The following is a 14786-nucleotide window of genomic DNA, read 5'->3' on the forward strand; positions in this document are numbered from 1 at the left end:
GTCGTCGTTTCCGTACCGCGCGAGATACGGTCGTTCGGCGCGCTCACCTGAACGAGCGTTGATCTTTGCAACCTTTCGGCTACGTGCGCCCGTCTCCTCCTCGTGGGCGTAACGAACGGAGATGCTCGTGGGTAAGGCCGGCAAGAGTGGCCGCAAGTCGTCCATCTGGCGGGGCGTGCCGCGCTGGGCCAGGATCTGCACGGTGTTCGGCACCGTGCTGACCATGCTCAGCGGGATGGTGCTGGTCGGCACCGAGGTGCTGATGGCCCGCTACGAGGGCGCGGTCGGCAAGGCCGACCTCTTCGGCGACCAGGCGGCCGGGGCGCAGCCGAAGAAGACCGACATCAAGGGCCCGCTCAACATCCTGCTGGTCGGCATCGACCCGCGTACGCCGACGGCGGCGCCCCTCGCCGACTCGATCATGGTGCTGCACGTGCCCGCGTCGATGGACCGGGCCTATCTGTTCTCGCTGCCCCGGGACCTCTACGTGGACATCCCGGCCTTCAAGAAGGCCGACTTCCCCGGGAAGACCACGAAGATCAACGCCGCCATGTCGTTCGGCAGCCGGGTGCCGGGAGGGAACCCGGACGCGGCGCGGGGCTTCGAGCTGCTGGCCACCACCGCGCAGAACGTGACAGGCATCAAGCGGTTCGACGCGGGCGCGATCATCAACTTCACCGGCTTCCAGAAGATCGTCGACGCGATGGGCGGCGTCGACATGTACGTCGAGCGGGAAGTGCGCTCCGAGCACAAGCAGCCGGACGGTAGGCCGCGGCCGGGCAACCCGCACGGCGAGGGCTACATCGGTCCGCAGGCGGTCTACGAGAAGGGCAACCAGCACCTCAGCGGGTGGCAGGCGCTGGACTACGTCCGGCAGCGCTACCCGAAGAACGGTGTCCCGGACTCGGACTACGGCCGGCAGCGTCACCAGCAGCAGTTCGTCAAGGCCATGGTCGGGCAGGCGTTCAGCGCCGACGTGGTGTCCAACCCGATCAAGCTGGACAAGGTGCTTCGTGCCGCGGGCCAGTCGCTGATCTTCAGTGGTCGCGGCAACAGCGTGATCGACTTCGGGCTCGCCCTGAAGAACATCCGCCCGAACACCATCCAGATGATCAAGCTCCCGGGTGACGGGGTCTACGACGGCAAGAAGTACAAGGGTGAGCAGTTCAAGCCAGGCGTCTCGGACTTCTTCACCGCCCTGCACAATGAACAACTGGACCCGTTCCTGCTGGAGCACCCGGAATTCCAGAACAAGACCAAGTAGTCGTGGCGCAGCTCTCCCCACCCGCCTTGGGGGCGGGTCAGCGTCAGGACTAGACTTTCGGCAATCCGCCGCCGCAGCAAGGAGACAGCGTGGCACAGCAGCTTCACGTCGAGCTCGTCGCCGTCGAGGAGAAGGTCTGGTCCGGTGACGCCGAGATGGTCGTCGCCCGGACGACCGAGGGTGAGCTCGGTGTCCTGCCGGGGCACGCGCCGCTGCTCGGCCAGCTCGCCGAGCCCGGCCAGGTGCGCATCAAGCTGGCCGGCGGTGAGCAGGTCTCGTACGACGTGGCCGGCGGCTTCCTCTCGGTGAGCGCCGACGGTGTCACAGTGCTGGCCGAGAGCGCGACCCCGGTCTCCGCGCAGAGCCACTGAGCCGTACCGGGGATGGAGATCGTCGAGGGAATCGGGATCGGCGTCGCCGTCATCCTCGGTGCGCTCCTCATCCTCTTCGTCCGGCGGGCCCTGGTCACCCGGAGCGGTGGCATCATCCGGCTCAGCGTGCGGGTTTCCACCATGCTCGACGGCCGCGGCTGGTCGCCCGGCTTCGGCCGGTTCGCCGGTGACGACCTTCGCTGGTACCGGATGTTCAGCTTTGCCCTGCGGCCCAAGCGGGTGCTCTCCCGCAAGGGGCTCGCGGTGGAGCGCCGCCGGTTGCCGGAGGGTCAGGAACGCCTCTCCATGCCGGCCGACTGGGTGATCCTCCGCTGTACCAGTCACCACGCACCGGTGGAGATCGCCATGGCGCGGTCGACAGTGACCGGTTTCCTCTCCTGGCTCGAGGCCGCCCCTCCGGGGGCGGTCTCGCCGCGTATGGCCTCCCAAGACTGGCCTGCTGCCTGACCCCTCGCACCGTCGGGCGTGATCGACACGGTATCGGCGATGTCGGGGTGTCCTGCTGGCTCGGATACCCCGATATCGCCGACCTGGAGTTGATCAAAGGGGGGTCGAGGCGCCAACCGGCCAGTCCTGGTGGAGCGTCCAGCCCAGCTCGCCCAGGAGCCAGCCCCAGCTACGCGTGGCCACGTCGAGATCGGGAACCCACACCTCGACGTGGTGCAGCCCGCCGACGCTCAGCGCTTACCGCCCGGCACCCATAGCACATCTCCCGCCGGATTTGCCGTTCTTGACAGGATAAAGAGCAGATCGGAGAGCCGGTTGAGATACTTTGCCGGGAGCGGGCTGGTCCGTTCCGGATCGTGGCTGACCAGCGCCCACGCTGCCCGTTCGGCACGCCGGGCGATGGTCCGCGCCACGTGCAGCAGCGCCGCGCCTGCGGTGCCGCCGGGGAGGATGAAGGAGTCGAGCTTGCTCAGGCGTGCGTTGTACTCGTCGCACCAGCCCTCAAGGCGCTCGACGTACTCCTCGGTCACCCGCAGCGGCGGATACTTCGGCTCCGGCTCGACCGGCGTGGACAGGTCGGCACCCACGTCGAACAGGTCGTTCTGGATCGACGCCAGCACGGCCCGCAGTTCCTCGTCGAGCTGGCCCAGTGCGAGCGCGACGCCGATCGCCGCGTTGCACTCGTCGACATCGGCGTACGCGGCGATCCGTGGATCGCTCTTCGGCACCTGCTCGTTGTTGCTCAGCCTGGTCATGCCGGCGTCGCCGGCCTTGGTGTAGATGCGCGTGAGGTGGACGGCCATGACGCACAGCCTACGGATACCGGACCTGACGATCCCGGCACGGCCGGACACCACCGCCGGCTGGCCGGCGGTGGTGGGCCCCGGGGACGGGGGCGATTCGGCGGTCAACGATGTCGACGTCATCCGGGTACGCGGTGACGCCCGGCTTGCCGGCACCGTGCACGTGGTGGGTGCCAAGAACTCGGCGTTGAAGTTGATGGCCGCCGCGCTGCTCGCTCCGGGCCGCAGCGTGATCACCAACGTCCCGCGGATCACCGACATCGCGATCATGGGGGAGGTGCTGCGCCGGCTGGGCTGCGACGTGCGGTTCGACGCGGACGACCCGGTCGATCCGATGGTCGCGCGGGGCGGGGTGGCCCGGTCCCGCTCGGTGACCATCGACGTACCCGAACAGCCGGGCGCGGACGCGGACTACGACCTGGTCCGCCGGCTGCGCGCGTCGATCTGCGTGCTCGGCCCGTTGCTGGCCCGCCGGGGGTACGTGCGGGTGGCGCACCCGGGCGGCGACGCGATCGGCTCGCGCGGGCTGGACATGCACGTCTCCGGGCTGACCCGGATGGGCGCGGACATCTCCGGTGAGCACGGCTTCGTCATCGCCACCGCACCGCACGGGCTGCGCGGCGCGGACATCGTGCTGGACTTCCCCAGCGTCGGCGCGACCGAGAACCTGGTGATGGCGGCGGTGCTGGCCCAGGGCACCACGATGATCGACAACGCCGCTCGGGAGCCGGAGATCGTCGACATCTGCACCATGCTCAACCAGATGGGCGCGCGGATCTCCGGCGCCGGAACGTCCACCCTGCGGATCACCGGCGTACCCGGGCTGCGCCCGGTGCGGCACGCCACGGTGGGGGACCGGATCGTCGCCGGCACCTGGGCGTTCGGCGCGGCGATGACCCGTGGCGACGTGACCGTGACCGGGCTCGACCCGGCCTTCCTGGAGGTCGCGCTGGACAAGGTGGTGGCGGCCGGCGGCCTGGTGGAGACCCGGGGAGACGGCTTTCGGGTGCGGATGGACGACCGGCCCCGCGCGGTCGACGTGGTGACGCTGCCGTACCCGGGCTTCGCCACCGACCTGCTGCCGATGGCGATCGGCCTGGCCGCGGTCAGCGACGGCGCCTCGTTGATCACCGAGAACATCTTCGACGGCCGGTTCATGTTCGCCAACGAGATGATGCGCCTCGGCGCGGACATCAAGACCGACGGGCACCACGCGGTGGTCCGGGGCCGGAGCAGGCTCTCCGGGGCGCCGGTGCGGGCCACCGACATCCGCGCCGGGGCCGGCCTGATCATCGCCGGGCTCTGCGCGGACGGGGTCACCGAGGTCTCCCACGTGCACCACGTCGATCGCGGCTACCCGGACTTCGTGGCCGACCTGCGCGCGCTCGGAGTGGCCGTCGAGCGCGGGACGACGCCGGACGAACCAGCGCTGGAGATCTGACGCCGACCGGGCCCAGGGCTGCCGGGTCTCCCGACAGCCCCTTAGCCGTCGTTCAGGCTCGCCGACTAGGGTGCAGGCAGGCACTCAATCGCAGCGAGGGAGAAGCAGATGGCGGGTCGACTCGCGGTCGTCGGGGCCGGGCTGATGGGCTCCGGCATCGCCCAGGTGGCGGCGCAGGCGGGCTGGCAGGTGACCCTGCGTGACCTGGACGACGCGGCCACCACCCGGGGGCTCGGCGGCATCCGGAAGTCGCTGGAGAAGTTCGCCGAGAAGGGCAGGATCGAGGCCTCCGAGGTCGAGGCGACGCTCGCCCGGATCACCCCGACCACCGACCTGGAGGCGGCGGCGGACGCGGACATCGTGGTCGAGGCGGTCTTCGAGCGTCTGGAGATCAAGCACGAGGTGTTCCGCGCCCTGGACAAGATCTGCAAGGCCGACGCGGTGCTCGCCACCAACACCTCGGCCATCCCGGTCACCCAGATCGCCGCTGTCACCGAGCGGCCCGAGGCGGTCGTCGGCACCCACTTCTTCTCCCCGGTGCCGATGATGCAGCTCTGCGAGCTGGTCCGGGGCTACAAGACCAGCGATGCCACGCTGGCCACCGTACGGGCCTTCGCCGAGGAAATCGGCAAGACGGTGGTGGTGGTCAACCGGGACATCGCCGGCTTCGTCACCACCCGGCTGATCTCCGCCCTGGTGGTGGAGGCGGTCAAGCTGGTCGAGTCCGGCGTGGTGTCTGCGGAGGACCTGGACACCGCCTGCCGGCTGGGCTTCGGGCACGCCATGGGCCCGCTGGCCACCACCGACCTGACCGGCGTTGACGTGCTGCTGCACGCCTCGAAGAACATCTACACCGACACCGCGGACGAGAAGTTCTTCCCGCCGGAGCTGCTCCAGCGCATGGTCACCGCCGGCGACCTGGGCCGCAAGACCGGCAAGGGCTTCTACACGTACTAACCCCCACGCCCCCCACGCCCCCTCCGCGCCCCCTCCGCGCCCCCTCCGCGCCGCCCCCCTCCCGCGTCGATCTAGGGCGAATCGCTGTCGTTGGAGATCAAGAAACGACAACGAGCCCTAGATCGGCGGGGCGGGCGGGGCGGCGGGCCGGGGGCGGGCGTGGGTGCGGGCAGCGGGTTAGCCGTCGCGCTTGGTCGTCCAGCGGAAGGTGGTCAGGCAGAGCACCAGGCCGATCACGCACCACAGGGCCAGCACCAGCGCGACGCGGCCCAGCTCGAACGAGCCCCCGGGCTCCTGCGCGCCGAAGCTCGACGGCAGGAAGACCGACCGCAGCCCCTGGCACATCCACTTGAGCGGGAACAGCGCGGCCACCTGCTGCATCCAGGTGGGCAGGTCGGTGAAGACGAAGAACACCCCGGAGATGAACTGGAGTACCAGGGCGACGGGGGTGACGACCGCCGAGCCGCTGCGCGCGGTGCGGGCCAGCGACGAGATGGCGATGCCGCACAGGGTGCAGGCGGTCACCCCGAGCACGGAGACCCAGCCGAAGGTGAGCCACTTCCCGGCGGTACCCGGCAGGTCGAGGTCGAACAGCGCCACCGCGACCGCCAGCAGCAGAGCCGTCTCGGCGATGCCGATCGCCACCACCATGATCACCTTGCCGGCGAACCAGACCCACTTCGGCATCGGCGTGCCCCGGTAGCGCTTGAGCACGCCCCGGTCCCGCTCGATCGGGATCCAGATGCCGAGGTTCTGGAAGCTCACCGTCATCAGGCCGGTCGCGATCATGCCGGTGATGAAGTACTGGGTGAACTTGACCCCGCCGCCGATCGTGCCACCGAAGATCGACGCGAAGATCAGGATCATGATGATGGGGAAGCCCATCGTGAAGACCACGGATTCCCGGCTGCGCAGGAACTGGGTGATCTCCAGCCGGCCCTGCCGCAGGGCGAGCGCGACGACGTTCGGCCGCCGGCCCCTAGGCGTGGCGACCGCGGAGGCCGGTTCGGTCGTGGTCGTCATCGCGCGTGTCCGATCATCTTCAGGTAGACGTCCTCCAGGGTAGGCCGGGTCACCGTGAGGCCGGGGACCTCGCCGCCGTAGCGCGTGGCCAGGTCGGCCACGAGGGCCGTCGGCGTCGCGGTTTGCGCAAGCTCCGGCGCCCCTTCCGGGGTACGCCAGGAGACCGTCGCCAGCGCCTCCTGCCGGTTGCCCAGCCGGTTCGGCGCGGCCACCTCGACCAGGCGGCCGCCGGCGATCACGCCGACCCGGTCGGCCAGCGCCTCCGCCTCGTCCAGGTAGTGGGTGGTCAGCACGATGGTGGTGCCGGCCGCGGCGAGGTCGCGGATCAGCTCCCAGAACTCGCGACGGGCCTCCGGGTCGAAGCCTGTGGTCGGCTCGTCGAGGAAGAGCAGCTCCGGGCGGCCGACGATGCCCAGCGCCACGTCGAGGCGGCGCTTCTGCCCACCCGAGAGGGTGTGCGTACGGGCCTTCGCCTTGCCGGCCAGCCCGACCCGCTCGATCACCTTGTCCGGGTCGTCGGCGTCCGGGTAGAAGCCGGAGAAGTGCCGGATCACCTCGGCCACGGTCAGCTCGTCGAACTCTCCGGTGCCCTGGAGCACGATGCCGACCCGGGACCGCCAGCCGGGTTCCGGGTGGGCGGGGTCGGCCCCGAGCACGGCGACCTCGCCGGCGTCCCGGCGGCGGTAGCCCTCGAGGATCTCCACCGTGGTGGTCTTGCCGGCGCCGTTCGGGCCGAGCAGTGCGAACACCTCGCCGCGGTGGACGTCGAGGTCCACGCCCGCCACGGCCACGTTGTCGCCGTACGCCTTGCGCAGCCCCCGGACGGAGATGGCCAGCTCGTCATCCATGGTGTCCAGTGTGCGTCCTGGTCGACGTGGCGTGGTGCCCGGGGTGTAGCGGTCCGGGACACTGCGGGCGCTTCGCACCCGGACGTCCGCGACATGGACCTGTGTGGTTTTCCACAACCCGTTTTACTGAACGGTAACTTAGACTCCGGCCATGGACGAGAAGGCATCTACGGGGCGGCTGCCCGAACGGGACCGCCCGTGGGTGATGCGCACCTACGCCGGCCACTCGTCGGCCGCCGCGACCAACGCCCTCTTCCGCCGCAACCTGGCGAAGGGGCAGACCGGTCTCTCGGTCGCCTTCGACCTGCCCACCCAGACCGGGTACGACCCCGACCACGAGCTGGCCGCCGGTGAGGTCGGCCGGGTCGGCGTACCGGTGGCCCACCTCGGCGACATGCGGGCGCTCTTCGACGGCATCCCGCTGGCCGACATGAACACCTCGATGACCATCAACGCCCCGGCGATGTGGCTGCTCGCCCTCTACGGCACCGTGGGGTTGGAGCAGAACGCCGAGCTGGCCCGCTGCGCCGGCACCACGCAGAACGACATCATCAAGGAGTACCTGTCCCGGGGGACGTACATCTTCCCGCCGGCGGCGTCGCTGCGGCTGACCGCCGACGTGGTGGCCTACACGCTGCGTGAGATGCCGCGGTGGAATCCGGTGAACATCTGCTCGTACCACCTCCAGGAAGCCGGTGCCACGCCGGTGCAGGAGGTCGGTTTCGCGCTGGCCACGGCGGTCGCCGTGCTCGACGCGGTCCGCGACTCGGGCCAGGTGCCCGCCGAGCGGATGGGTGACGTGGTCCAGCGGATCTCGTTCTTCGTCAACGCCGGGGTGCGGTTCGTGGAGGAGATCGCCAAGATGCGCGCGTTCGGCGTGCTCTGGGACGAGATCACCCGGGACCGGTACGGAGTCACCGAGGCCAGGCAGCGCCGGTTCCGCTACGGCGTGCAGGTCAACTCGCTCGGCCTGACCGAAGCGCAGCCGGAGAACAACATCCAGCGCATCGTGCTGGAGATGCTCGGCGTGACGTTGTCCCGCGACGCCCGGGCCCGCGCGGTCCAACTGCCCGCCTGGAACGAGGCGCTCGGCCTGCCCCGCCCGTGGGACCAGCAGTGGTCGCTGCGAATGCAGCAGGTCCTGGCGTACGAGTCGGACCTGCTCGAATACCCCGACCTCTTCGCCGGCTCGCACGTGATGACCGCGCTGGTCGACGAGATCGCCACCGGTGCCCGCGTCGAGCTGGACAAGGTGCTGGAGTTGGGCGGCGTCGTCGCCGCCGTGGAGACCGGCTACCTCAAGAGCGCGCTGGTCGCCTCGCTGGCCGAGCGCCGCCGCCGGATGGAGTCCGGCGCTGACGTGGTGGTCGGCGTCAACCGGTTCACCGAGACCGAGTCGTCCCCGCTGACCGCGGCCGGAGCGGAGGCGGTCGAGCAGGTCGATCCGGCGGTCGAGGCCGCCGCCGCCGACGGCGTACGCCGGTGGCGGGCCGACCGGGACGACGCGGCCGTCGACGCGGCCCTGGCCCGGCTCCGCGCGGACGCCGCGACCACCACGAACCTGATGCCGGCCACCCTGGAGTGCGTGCGGGCCGGCGTGACCACCGGCGAGTGGTCCGGCGCGCTGCGCCAGGTCTTCGGCGAGTACCGGGCGCCCACCGGATTGGCCGGCGCCACCGGCACCGGCGGCGACCCCGGCCTCGCGGCCGTCCGCGAGCGGGTCACCGCCACGGCCCGCGAGCTGGGCAGCGGTCGGCTGCGGCTGCTGGTCGGCAAGCCCGGCCTGGACGGGCACTCCAACGGCGCGGAGCAGATCGCGGTACGCGCCCGCGACGCCGGCTTCGAGGTCGTCTACCAGGGCATCCGGCTGACCGCCGGGCAGATCGTCGCCGCGGCCGTGGAGGAGGACGTCGACCTGGTCGGGCTCTCCGTGCTCTCCGGCTCGCACCTCGCGGCCGTGCCGGCCGTGCTCGACGGGCTGCGCGCCGCCGGCCGGGCGGACCTGCCGGTGGTCGTGGGCGGCATCATCCCCGCCGGCGACGCCGACACGCTGCGGGCGGCCGGGGTGGCTCGGGTCTTCACGCCGAAGGACTTCGCCCTCACGGGCATCATCGACGACCTGGTGACGGTCATCCGCCGCGCCAACGACCTGCCCTGACCGGGGCCTGTGTGACCGGTCAGCGACCGGCGTAGGTCATGCAGTCGGCCATGTCGTTGTCCGGGCCGACCCTGATGGACGAGGCGTGGCACTCGAGTTGCTCATTGTGCCGGCAGTCGGACCGCTGGCACGCGCCCACCTGAGCGATCAGGCTGTCCACACCGCCCCGTACCGGCGACTCGACGAAGGTGTGGCAGTGCGCGTGATCCATGCTGCCGATCGTGATCGCGAAGGCGTGGCAGTCGCCGGCGCTGTTGTACGCGCAGGCCACGACCACGCACTCCTGGACCCGGGGCATCTCCATCGCTGTAGTCATGCCGACCTCCTCTAGGACTCTTGCCCGATCGTAGGCTTTTGCCGGCTTCGCGACCGTCGCTATGCCGTGACGTTGGGTAGCTGTCCGGTCTGCGGGGTGTTGGGGTTTGTCGGCCTCCGTCCGGTGCGTTCATCTGGGGGTGTGGGGCCCGCCGTGCCCGGCTTCGGGCGGTCAGGCTTGATCCCTACGCCAGGCAGGGCGGGCCCCACCCCGTCGGTGGTCGCCGTGCGTCGTGACCCCTGCGCTACGTGACGGACCATCCCGTCGGCGGGGTGGCGGGGTCCGATCGGTCCCCGGTGGGCGCCTCGTTCGCGCTGATCGACTCCGTATCGGCGATGTCGGGGTGTCCCGGGCGACCTGATAGCCCGATATCGGCGATACCGAGTCGATCACCCCCCAGCCAGCCGAGACGGCCGGCGATCTGCGCGCCGAATGTCCGGTATCGGGGTTTCTGGGCTGTGACCGGGTGCATCCGTGGGCCGGAATCGTGGCGGGCCGGGGGTCGTTACACACCCTGACGATCGCAGCACCACCGCCCGCCGCCCCGCCCCCGCAGGGTTGGGGATGGTGGCCGGGCCCGGGTGGGAATGCCCGCCGGTGGCCGGTCGTTGCAGACCCCCTGAACGACCGCACCAGCACCCGCTCACCCAGGGTGCCGATGGATGGGCCACCCCCGGAATGAGCCCGGCCCGGCGGTCGTTACACACAGACCCGGCGCCACGAGCCCCCCGCCCGTAGGCCGCCGACCTCGAAGACTTTTCCCCGTGTAGTTGAAAGCGCCCGACGAGGTGCTCGCACCCTGCGCCGTTTCCCCCGGATCGCCGCGCGGGTGTCTACCCCCGTGAAGGAGCTGACCCCCTCATGAACACGATCATTCGTAAGAGCATGCTGTCTGTTGCTGGTCTCGCGTTCGCCGGTGGTGTGTTCGCCGGTCCGATCGCCGCGCACGCCGCGACCCCCGTCGTGGACGGCAAGCCCGCCGCCGTGGCGGTGGCCAAGGTGCAGGGCGCGCAGTCGCACATCGACCTGAACGACGAGCAGACCGCCAACGTCAAGGCGATCATCGCCGCGACGAAGAAGGCCGGCCTGCCCGAGCGGGCCGCGGTCATCTCCATCGCCACCAGCCTGCAGGAGTCGAAGCTGGAGAACCTGGGCCACCTCGGCGACATGAACGACCATGACTCGCTGGGCCTGTTCCAGCAGCGCCCCTCCAGTGGTTGGGGCACCCCGGAGCAGATCACCAACCCCGAGTACTCGACCACCGCGTTCCTCAAGGGTCTCAAGCAGGTTGACGGGTGGCAGGACATGGCGTTGACCGACGCCGCGCAGACCGTGCAGGTCTCGGCCTACCCGGACGCCTACGCCCAGTGGGAGCAGCAGGCCACCGACCTGGTCGCCCAGCACTGGAACAGCTGACCCACGCGCACTGACCGCTGGCCGGCACCCCACCCCGGGGTGCCGGCCAGCGGCTCGTCAGGCGCGGAAGCCGGCGGCGCGGGCTGCCTCGCGTTCCCGGCGGCGTTCGGAGCGTCGGCGTAGGAACCAGTAGACGAAGGCCACCAGGCCGAGCAGGAAGGCGAGCACCAGCACCGGCAGGATGATCGCCACCAGGGAGACCACCACGCTGGTGGCATCCTCGGCGGTGCTGGCCACCGGGGCACCGAACCCGGCGGTGGTCGCGTTGACGACCGGCCGCGCGGCGGACTTGAGCAGGTGTACGCCGAACGCGAGCAGAACGCCGGTGACCACGGGCACCCACTGGTGCGACGAGAAGAAGCTCCCCGGGTCGGTGACCGTCACCGTCTCCGACGACGATCCTGCGCCGAAGGCCAGGCCGCCGGCGGTGGGTCGGACCACGGTCTGCACCACGTCGTTGACGTGGTCGACCACCGGCACCTTGTCCGCCACCATCTCGACGGCGAGCAGCAGGGCCAGGATGGCGACGACCCAGCCGTTGCCGAGCCACGTCCAGCCGCTGGGCAGGTCGATCAGGTCGGTGTAGCGGGCGAGCAGACCGAGGGTGAGCAGGGGTATGTACGCGTTCAGGCCCGCCGAGGCGGCGAGACCGGTACCGGTGAGGACTTCGAGCACCGTCTCAGCATCCCATCGACGCGCCAGTGCCGCTCGGTGGTGACCGCTGGGTGCTCGGCTACCCTCGTCGGGTGCGGTTGGTCATTGCGAAGTGCTCGGTGGACTACGTCGGACGACTCTCGGCTCACCTGCCGCTGGCGACCCGGCTGTTGATGGTGAAGGCGGACGGGTCGGTGTCGATCCATGCCGACGACCGGGCGTACAAGCCGTTGAACTGGATGAGCCCGCCGTGCCGGCTGGAGGAGGCCCCCGGCGTGTGGCGGGTGGTCAACAAGGCTGGCGAGGAACTGCGGATCACCCTGGAGGAGATCTTCCAGGACACCTCGTACGAGCTGGGGGTGGATCCCGGCCTGCGCAAGGACGGGGTGGAGGCGCACCTCCAGGAGCTCCTGGCAGCCAACCCGAGCGCGTTGGGCGACGGGTACACGCTGGTCCGCCGCGAGTACATGACGGCGATCGGCCCGGTCGACCTGCTCTGCCGGGACGCCAACTCCGGTGCGGTGGCGGTCGAGGTCAAGCGGCGCGGTGAGATCGACGGGGTCGAGCAGCTCACCCGCTATCTCGAACTGATGAACCGCGACCCGCTGCTCAGCCCGGTCACCGGGGTCTTCGCCGCGCAGGAGATCAAGCCGCAGGCACGGGTGCTCGCCGCCGACCGGGGCATCCGGTGCGTGGTCGTGGACTACGACAAGCTGCGGGGCATCGAGAAGGACGAGCTGACCCTCTTCTGACCGTTGGCGAGCTGCGGCGGCAGGTCGCAGGCATCGGCCTGGACCGGTCACTGTCGACAAGGCGGTAGCGCAATCGATTAGGGCCTGGAGATCGGTTGTCCGACAATCACCTGCCGTACATCATCTTGATGGCCTTGACGAGTCGGGCCACGTCGGTCGGGGTCCGCTCGAAGGTCATGGACGGCAGCAGCGACCGCGCCCTCCGGCGGGTGATCGCCTTGGCCCGGCCGAACTCGCGCAGCCCGTCCTCGCCGTGGATCCGGCCGAAGCCGGAGTCGCCGACCCCGCCGAACGGCAGGGTGGACATCCCGGCGAAGGTGAGGGTGGAGTTGACCGAGGCCATCCCGGAGCGCAGCCGTCGGGCGATGGCGACCGCGCGCCGCCGGCCGAAGACCGAACCACCCAGGCCGTACGGAAGCGCGTTGGCCCGGGCGAGGGCCTCGTCGGCGTCGCGGACCCGGCTGATGGTGAGCGTCGGCCCGAAGGTCTCCTCGCGGACGGCGGCCGACTCCTCCGGTACGTCCACCAGCACGGTCGGGTGCACGTACGGCGGCTGCACCGCGCTCGGGCCGCCCAGCACGGCGCGCCCGCCGGAGCTGACCGCGGCCTCGATGTGGCGGCGGATCACGTCGACCTGGCCGGGCATGGTGATCGGGCCGATGTCGCTGCCCTCCGGCCCGACGGTCAGCCGGCCCGCGCGGGCCACCACCTTGTCGACGAAGGTGTCGAAGACCTGGTCGACGGCGTACACCCGCTCGATGCCGATGCAGGTCTGGCCGGCGTTGGTCATTCCGCCCCAGACGCACGCCTCGGCGGCGGCGTCCAGGTCGGCGTCGCTGTCGACGATCATGGCGTCCTTGCCGCCGCCCTCGATGAGCACCGGGGTCAGCGTCTCGGCGCAGGCGGCCATGACCTTGCGGGCGGTGGCGGTGGAGCCGGTGAAGGCGAGCTTGTTCACCCCGGAACGGCACAGCGCCGCGCCCACGCCGCCCAGCCCGTGCACGGCGGTGAACACCGGTTGCTCGGGTACGACCTCGGCGAAGCTGTCCACCAGCCACTGGCCGACCGCGGGCGTGTACTCGCTCGGCTTGAGCACGACGGCGTTGCCGGCGGCCAGCGCGTACGCGGCGGAGCCGATCGGGGTGAAGACCGGATAGTTCCACGGCCCGATCACGCCGACCACGCCGTACGGCTGGTATTCGAGGTGCCCGGAGAACTCAGCCAGGATGAGCCGGGACCGTACCCGGCGCGGGCCGAGCACCCGGCCGGCGTTGCGGGCGGCCCAGTCGATGTGCTCGATCGCGGTGACGATCTCGACGATGGCGTCGGCGACGGGCTTGCCGCCCTCGACGTGCACCAGCTCGGCGAGCTGCTCGATCCGCTTGGCGAGCAGGGCACGCCAGCGCAGCAGCCGTTCACGGCGGCCGGTGAAGCCCAGCCCGGCCCACCACTCGCCGGCGGTGCGGGCGCGCTCGACGGCCCGCCGGACGTCGGCGTCGGTGGCGATCGGGAGGCGACCGGCCTCGACGCCGGTGGCGGGGCTGGTGGACACCAGTTGACCCGCCTCGATGACCGGGTTGCCGGGGACATACACAGCCGTCATGGCGGAAGTCTAGACCCGAAGATTACTCGCCGGTAGGCGGTGATTCGGTCCGACGGGACGGGAGTCGCACCGGGCCGCCCACTCGTTGATCAGGGCAAGTCAGGCCCTCTGCGTCGGATCCCGCCCGCCCGAACCGTCGAACGGGAGATGGCCGGGAGGTGGCGAGGAGTTGACCGGCCGGTCGGTACTGACGATTACCGTCTGATGGCAGGCTGACGCGCGGGGTAGTGGTGTGGGGTGGAGGGCTGACTGTCCATGGAGGAACATCCGGAACTGATGCCGCTGTTGACGGTCGCGGGTGGGCCGATGCGCGGGGCGAGCTTTCGGCTGCGGGCCGAGCCGCAGGTGATCGGTCGGGCGCCGACCGGTCACGTCGTCATCAACGATCCGCACCTGAGCCGGCAGCACGCGGAGGTGTGGCTGGCGTCGGAGGGCCCGGCGCTGCGTGACCTGGGCTCGACCAACGGCACCTGGCTCAACGACCGCCGGATCACCGAGGTGGAACTCCTCTCCGACGGCGACGTGATCCGGCTCGGCCGTACCGAGCTGCGCCTGTTCGATCCGGGAGTGGCCCACACCGATCCGGTCGGGCTCAGCTTCGGCCCGTCCCGGCGGGACGTCCGGCCGACGTTGCCGCTGCCGCTGGCCACGCCGCCCACCGCACGTCGCTGAGTGAAAGGAAGGGCCCCTTATTAACGCGACGCGTTAATAA

15 protein-coding genes are annotated in these 14786 nt (G+C 70.6%); 9 read left to right on the forward strand and 6 right to left on the reverse strand.

Features of this window, described 5'->3' with window-relative positions:
- Nucleotides 1-121: 121 nt before the first annotated feature.
- The 3 genes from GA0070607_RS17935 to GA0070607_RS17945 all read left to right on the forward strand — a co-directional run bounded on the left by GA0070607_RS17935 (nucleotide 122) and on the right by GA0070607_RS17945 (nucleotide 2103).
- Entirely contained in the window at nucleotides 122-1264 is a 1143-nt protein-coding gene (locus GA0070607_RS17935) for an LCP family protein (protein ID WP_089019234.1), read from the forward strand.
- 89 nt (nucleotides 1265-1353) lie between these two features.
- Entirely contained in the window at nucleotides 1354-1635 is a 282-nt protein-coding gene (locus GA0070607_RS17940; protein ID WP_089019235.1) for a F0F1 ATP synthase subunit epsilon, read from the forward strand.
- Between the two features lie 12 nt (nucleotides 1636-1647).
- Entirely contained in the window at nucleotides 1648-2103 is a 456-nt protein-coding gene (locus GA0070607_RS17945; RefSeq protein ID WP_089019236.1) for a DUF2550 domain-containing protein, read from the forward strand.
- A gap of 230 nt (nucleotides 2104-2333) precedes the next feature.
- Here the strand turns inward: GA0070607_RS17945 and GA0070607_RS17950 are convergent, their stop codons facing one another.
- Nucleotides 2334-2906, reverse strand: a complete 573-nt coding sequence (locus GA0070607_RS17950; RefSeq protein ID WP_089019237.1) for a cob(I)yrinic acid a,c-diamide adenosyltransferase — start codon at nucleotides 2904-2906, stop codon at nucleotides 2334-2336.
- Between GA0070607_RS17950 and murA the strand changes: the two genes are divergently transcribed.
- Complete coding sequence (gene murA / locus GA0070607_RS17955) at nucleotides 2905-4347, forward strand: UDP-N-acetylglucosamine 1-carboxyvinyltransferase (protein ID WP_089019238.1); 1443 nt, start codon at nucleotides 2905-2907, stop codon at nucleotides 4345-4347. The genes GA0070607_RS17950 and murA overlap by 2 nt on opposite strands.
- A gap of 108 nt (nucleotides 4348-4455) precedes the next feature.
- Nucleotides 4456-5304, forward strand: coding sequence for a 3-hydroxyacyl-CoA dehydrogenase family protein (locus GA0070607_RS17960; protein WP_089019239.1), 849 nt, complete (start codon nucleotides 4456-4458; stop codon nucleotides 5302-5304).
- A gap of 177 nt (nucleotides 5305-5481) precedes the next feature.
- Here the strand turns inward: GA0070607_RS17960 and GA0070607_RS17965 are convergent, their stop codons facing one another.
- On the reverse strand, nucleotides 5482-6327 hold the full coding sequence (locus GA0070607_RS17965; RefSeq protein WP_089019240.1) for an ABC transporter permease: 846 nt from the start codon (nucleotides 6325-6327) through the stop codon (nucleotides 5482-5484).
- Nucleotides 6324-7175: an ABC transporter ATP-binding protein gene (locus GA0070607_RS17970; RefSeq protein ID WP_089019241.1), complete on the reverse strand. Its 852-nt coding sequence runs from the start codon at nucleotides 7173-7175 to the stop codon at nucleotides 6324-6326. The genes GA0070607_RS17965 and GA0070607_RS17970 overlap by 4 nt, the downstream gene beginning before the upstream one ends.
- 151 nt (nucleotides 7176-7326) lie before the next feature.
- Here GA0070607_RS17970 and GA0070607_RS17975 point away from each other — a divergent pair, with 151 nt between their 5' ends.
- Complete coding sequence (locus GA0070607_RS17975; protein WP_089019242.1) at nucleotides 7327-9333, forward strand: protein meaA; 2007 nt, start codon at nucleotides 7327-7329, stop codon at nucleotides 9331-9333.
- Between the two features lie 19 nt (nucleotides 9334-9352).
- Here the strand turns inward: GA0070607_RS17975 and GA0070607_RS17980 are convergent, their stop codons facing one another.
- Entirely contained in the window at nucleotides 9353-9649 is a 297-nt protein-coding gene (locus GA0070607_RS17980) for a DUF1540 domain-containing protein (RefSeq protein ID WP_089019243.1), read from the reverse strand.
- Nucleotides 9650-10510: 861 nt separating this feature from the next.
- On the opposite strand from GA0070607_RS17980, the gene GA0070607_RS17985 reads away from it, so the two are divergent.
- On the forward strand, nucleotides 10511-11065 hold the full coding sequence (locus GA0070607_RS17985) for a hypothetical protein (RefSeq protein ID WP_089019244.1): 555 nt from the start codon (nucleotides 10511-10513) through the stop codon (nucleotides 11063-11065).
- 57 nt (nucleotides 11066-11122) lie between these two features.
- Here GA0070607_RS17985 and GA0070607_RS17990 read toward each other — a convergent pair whose 3' ends face one another.
- Nucleotides 11123-11740 carry a DUF4126 domain-containing protein gene (locus GA0070607_RS17990; protein ID WP_089019245.1) on the reverse strand — a complete coding sequence of 206 codons (618 nt, stop codon included), beginning with the start codon at nucleotides 11738-11740 and terminating at the stop codon, nucleotides 11123-11125.
- Nucleotides 11741-11811: 71 nt separating this feature from the next.
- On the opposite strand from GA0070607_RS17990, the gene nucS reads away from it, so the two are divergent.
- Nucleotides 11812-12471, forward strand: coding sequence for an endonuclease NucS (gene nucS / locus GA0070607_RS17995; protein WP_074318900.1), 660 nt, complete (start codon nucleotides 11812-11814; stop codon nucleotides 12469-12471).
- 106 nt (nucleotides 12472-12577) lie between these two features.
- On the opposite strand, the gene GA0070607_RS18000 is transcribed toward nucS, so the two are convergent.
- Nucleotides 12578-14074: an aldehyde dehydrogenase family protein gene (locus GA0070607_RS18000; RefSeq protein ID WP_089019246.1), complete on the reverse strand. Its 1497-nt coding sequence runs from the start codon at nucleotides 14072-14074 to the stop codon at nucleotides 12578-12580.
- Between the two features lie 255 nt (nucleotides 14075-14329).
- Between GA0070607_RS18000 and GA0070607_RS18005 the strand changes: the two genes are divergently transcribed.
- Nucleotides 14330-14746, forward strand: coding sequence for an FHA domain-containing protein (locus tag GA0070607_RS18005; protein WP_089019247.1), 417 nt, complete (start codon nucleotides 14330-14332; stop codon nucleotides 14744-14746).
- Nucleotides 14747-14786: the final 40 nt, after the last annotated feature.

This window comes from Micromonospora coriariae (assembly GCF_900091455.1).
Classification (GTDB): domain Bacteria; phylum Actinomycetota; class Actinomycetes; order Mycobacteriales; family Micromonosporaceae; genus Micromonospora; species Micromonospora coriariae.

Excerpts from the sequence above, each read along its gene's own strand:
- GA0070607_RS17970 (WP_089019241.1), bottom strand. The coding sequence starts at position 7,175 with ATGGATGACGAGCTGGCCATCTCCGTCCGGGGGCTGCGCAAGGCGTAC.
- GA0070607_RS17980 (WP_089019243.1), bottom strand. The coding sequence starts at position 9,649 with ATGACTACAGCGATGGAGATGCCCCGGGTCCAGGAGTGCGTGGTCGTG.
- GA0070607_RS17960 (WP_089019239.1), top strand. The coding sequence starts at position 4,456 with ATGGCGGGTCGACTCGCGGTCGTCGGGGCCGGGCTGATGGGCTCCGGC.
- GA0070607_RS17985 (WP_089019244.1), top strand. The coding sequence starts at position 10,511 with ATGAACACGATCATTCGTAAGAGCATGCTGTCTGTTGCTGGTCTCGCG.
- GA0070607_RS17965 (WP_089019240.1), bottom strand. The coding sequence starts at position 6,327 with ATGACGACCACGACCGAACCGGCCTCCGCGGTCGCCACGCCTAGGGGC.
- GA0070607_RS18005 (WP_089019247.1), top strand. The coding sequence starts at position 14,330 with ATGGAGGAACATCCGGAACTGATGCCGCTGTTGACGGTCGCGGGTGGG.
- GA0070607_RS17950 (WP_089019237.1), bottom strand. The coding sequence starts at position 2,906 with ATGGCCGTCCACCTCACGCGCATCTACACCAAGGCCGGCGACGCCGGC.
- GA0070607_RS17945 (WP_089019236.1), top strand. The coding sequence starts at position 1,648 with ATGGAGATCGTCGAGGGAATCGGGATCGGCGTCGCCGTCATCCTCGGT.
- GA0070607_RS17935 (WP_089019234.1), top strand. The coding sequence starts at position 122 with ATGCTCGTGGGTAAGGCCGGCAAGAGTGGCCGCAAGTCGTCCATCTGG.
- GA0070607_RS18000 (WP_089019246.1), bottom strand. The coding sequence starts at position 14,074 with ATGACGGCTGTGTATGTCCCCGGCAACCCGGTCATCGAGGCGGGTCAA.
- murA (WP_089019238.1), top strand. The coding sequence starts at position 2,905 with ATGACGCACAGCCTACGGATACCGGACCTGACGATCCCGGCACGGCCG.
- GA0070607_RS17975 (WP_089019242.1), top strand. The coding sequence starts at position 7,327 with ATGGACGAGAAGGCATCTACGGGGCGGCTGCCCGAACGGGACCGCCCG.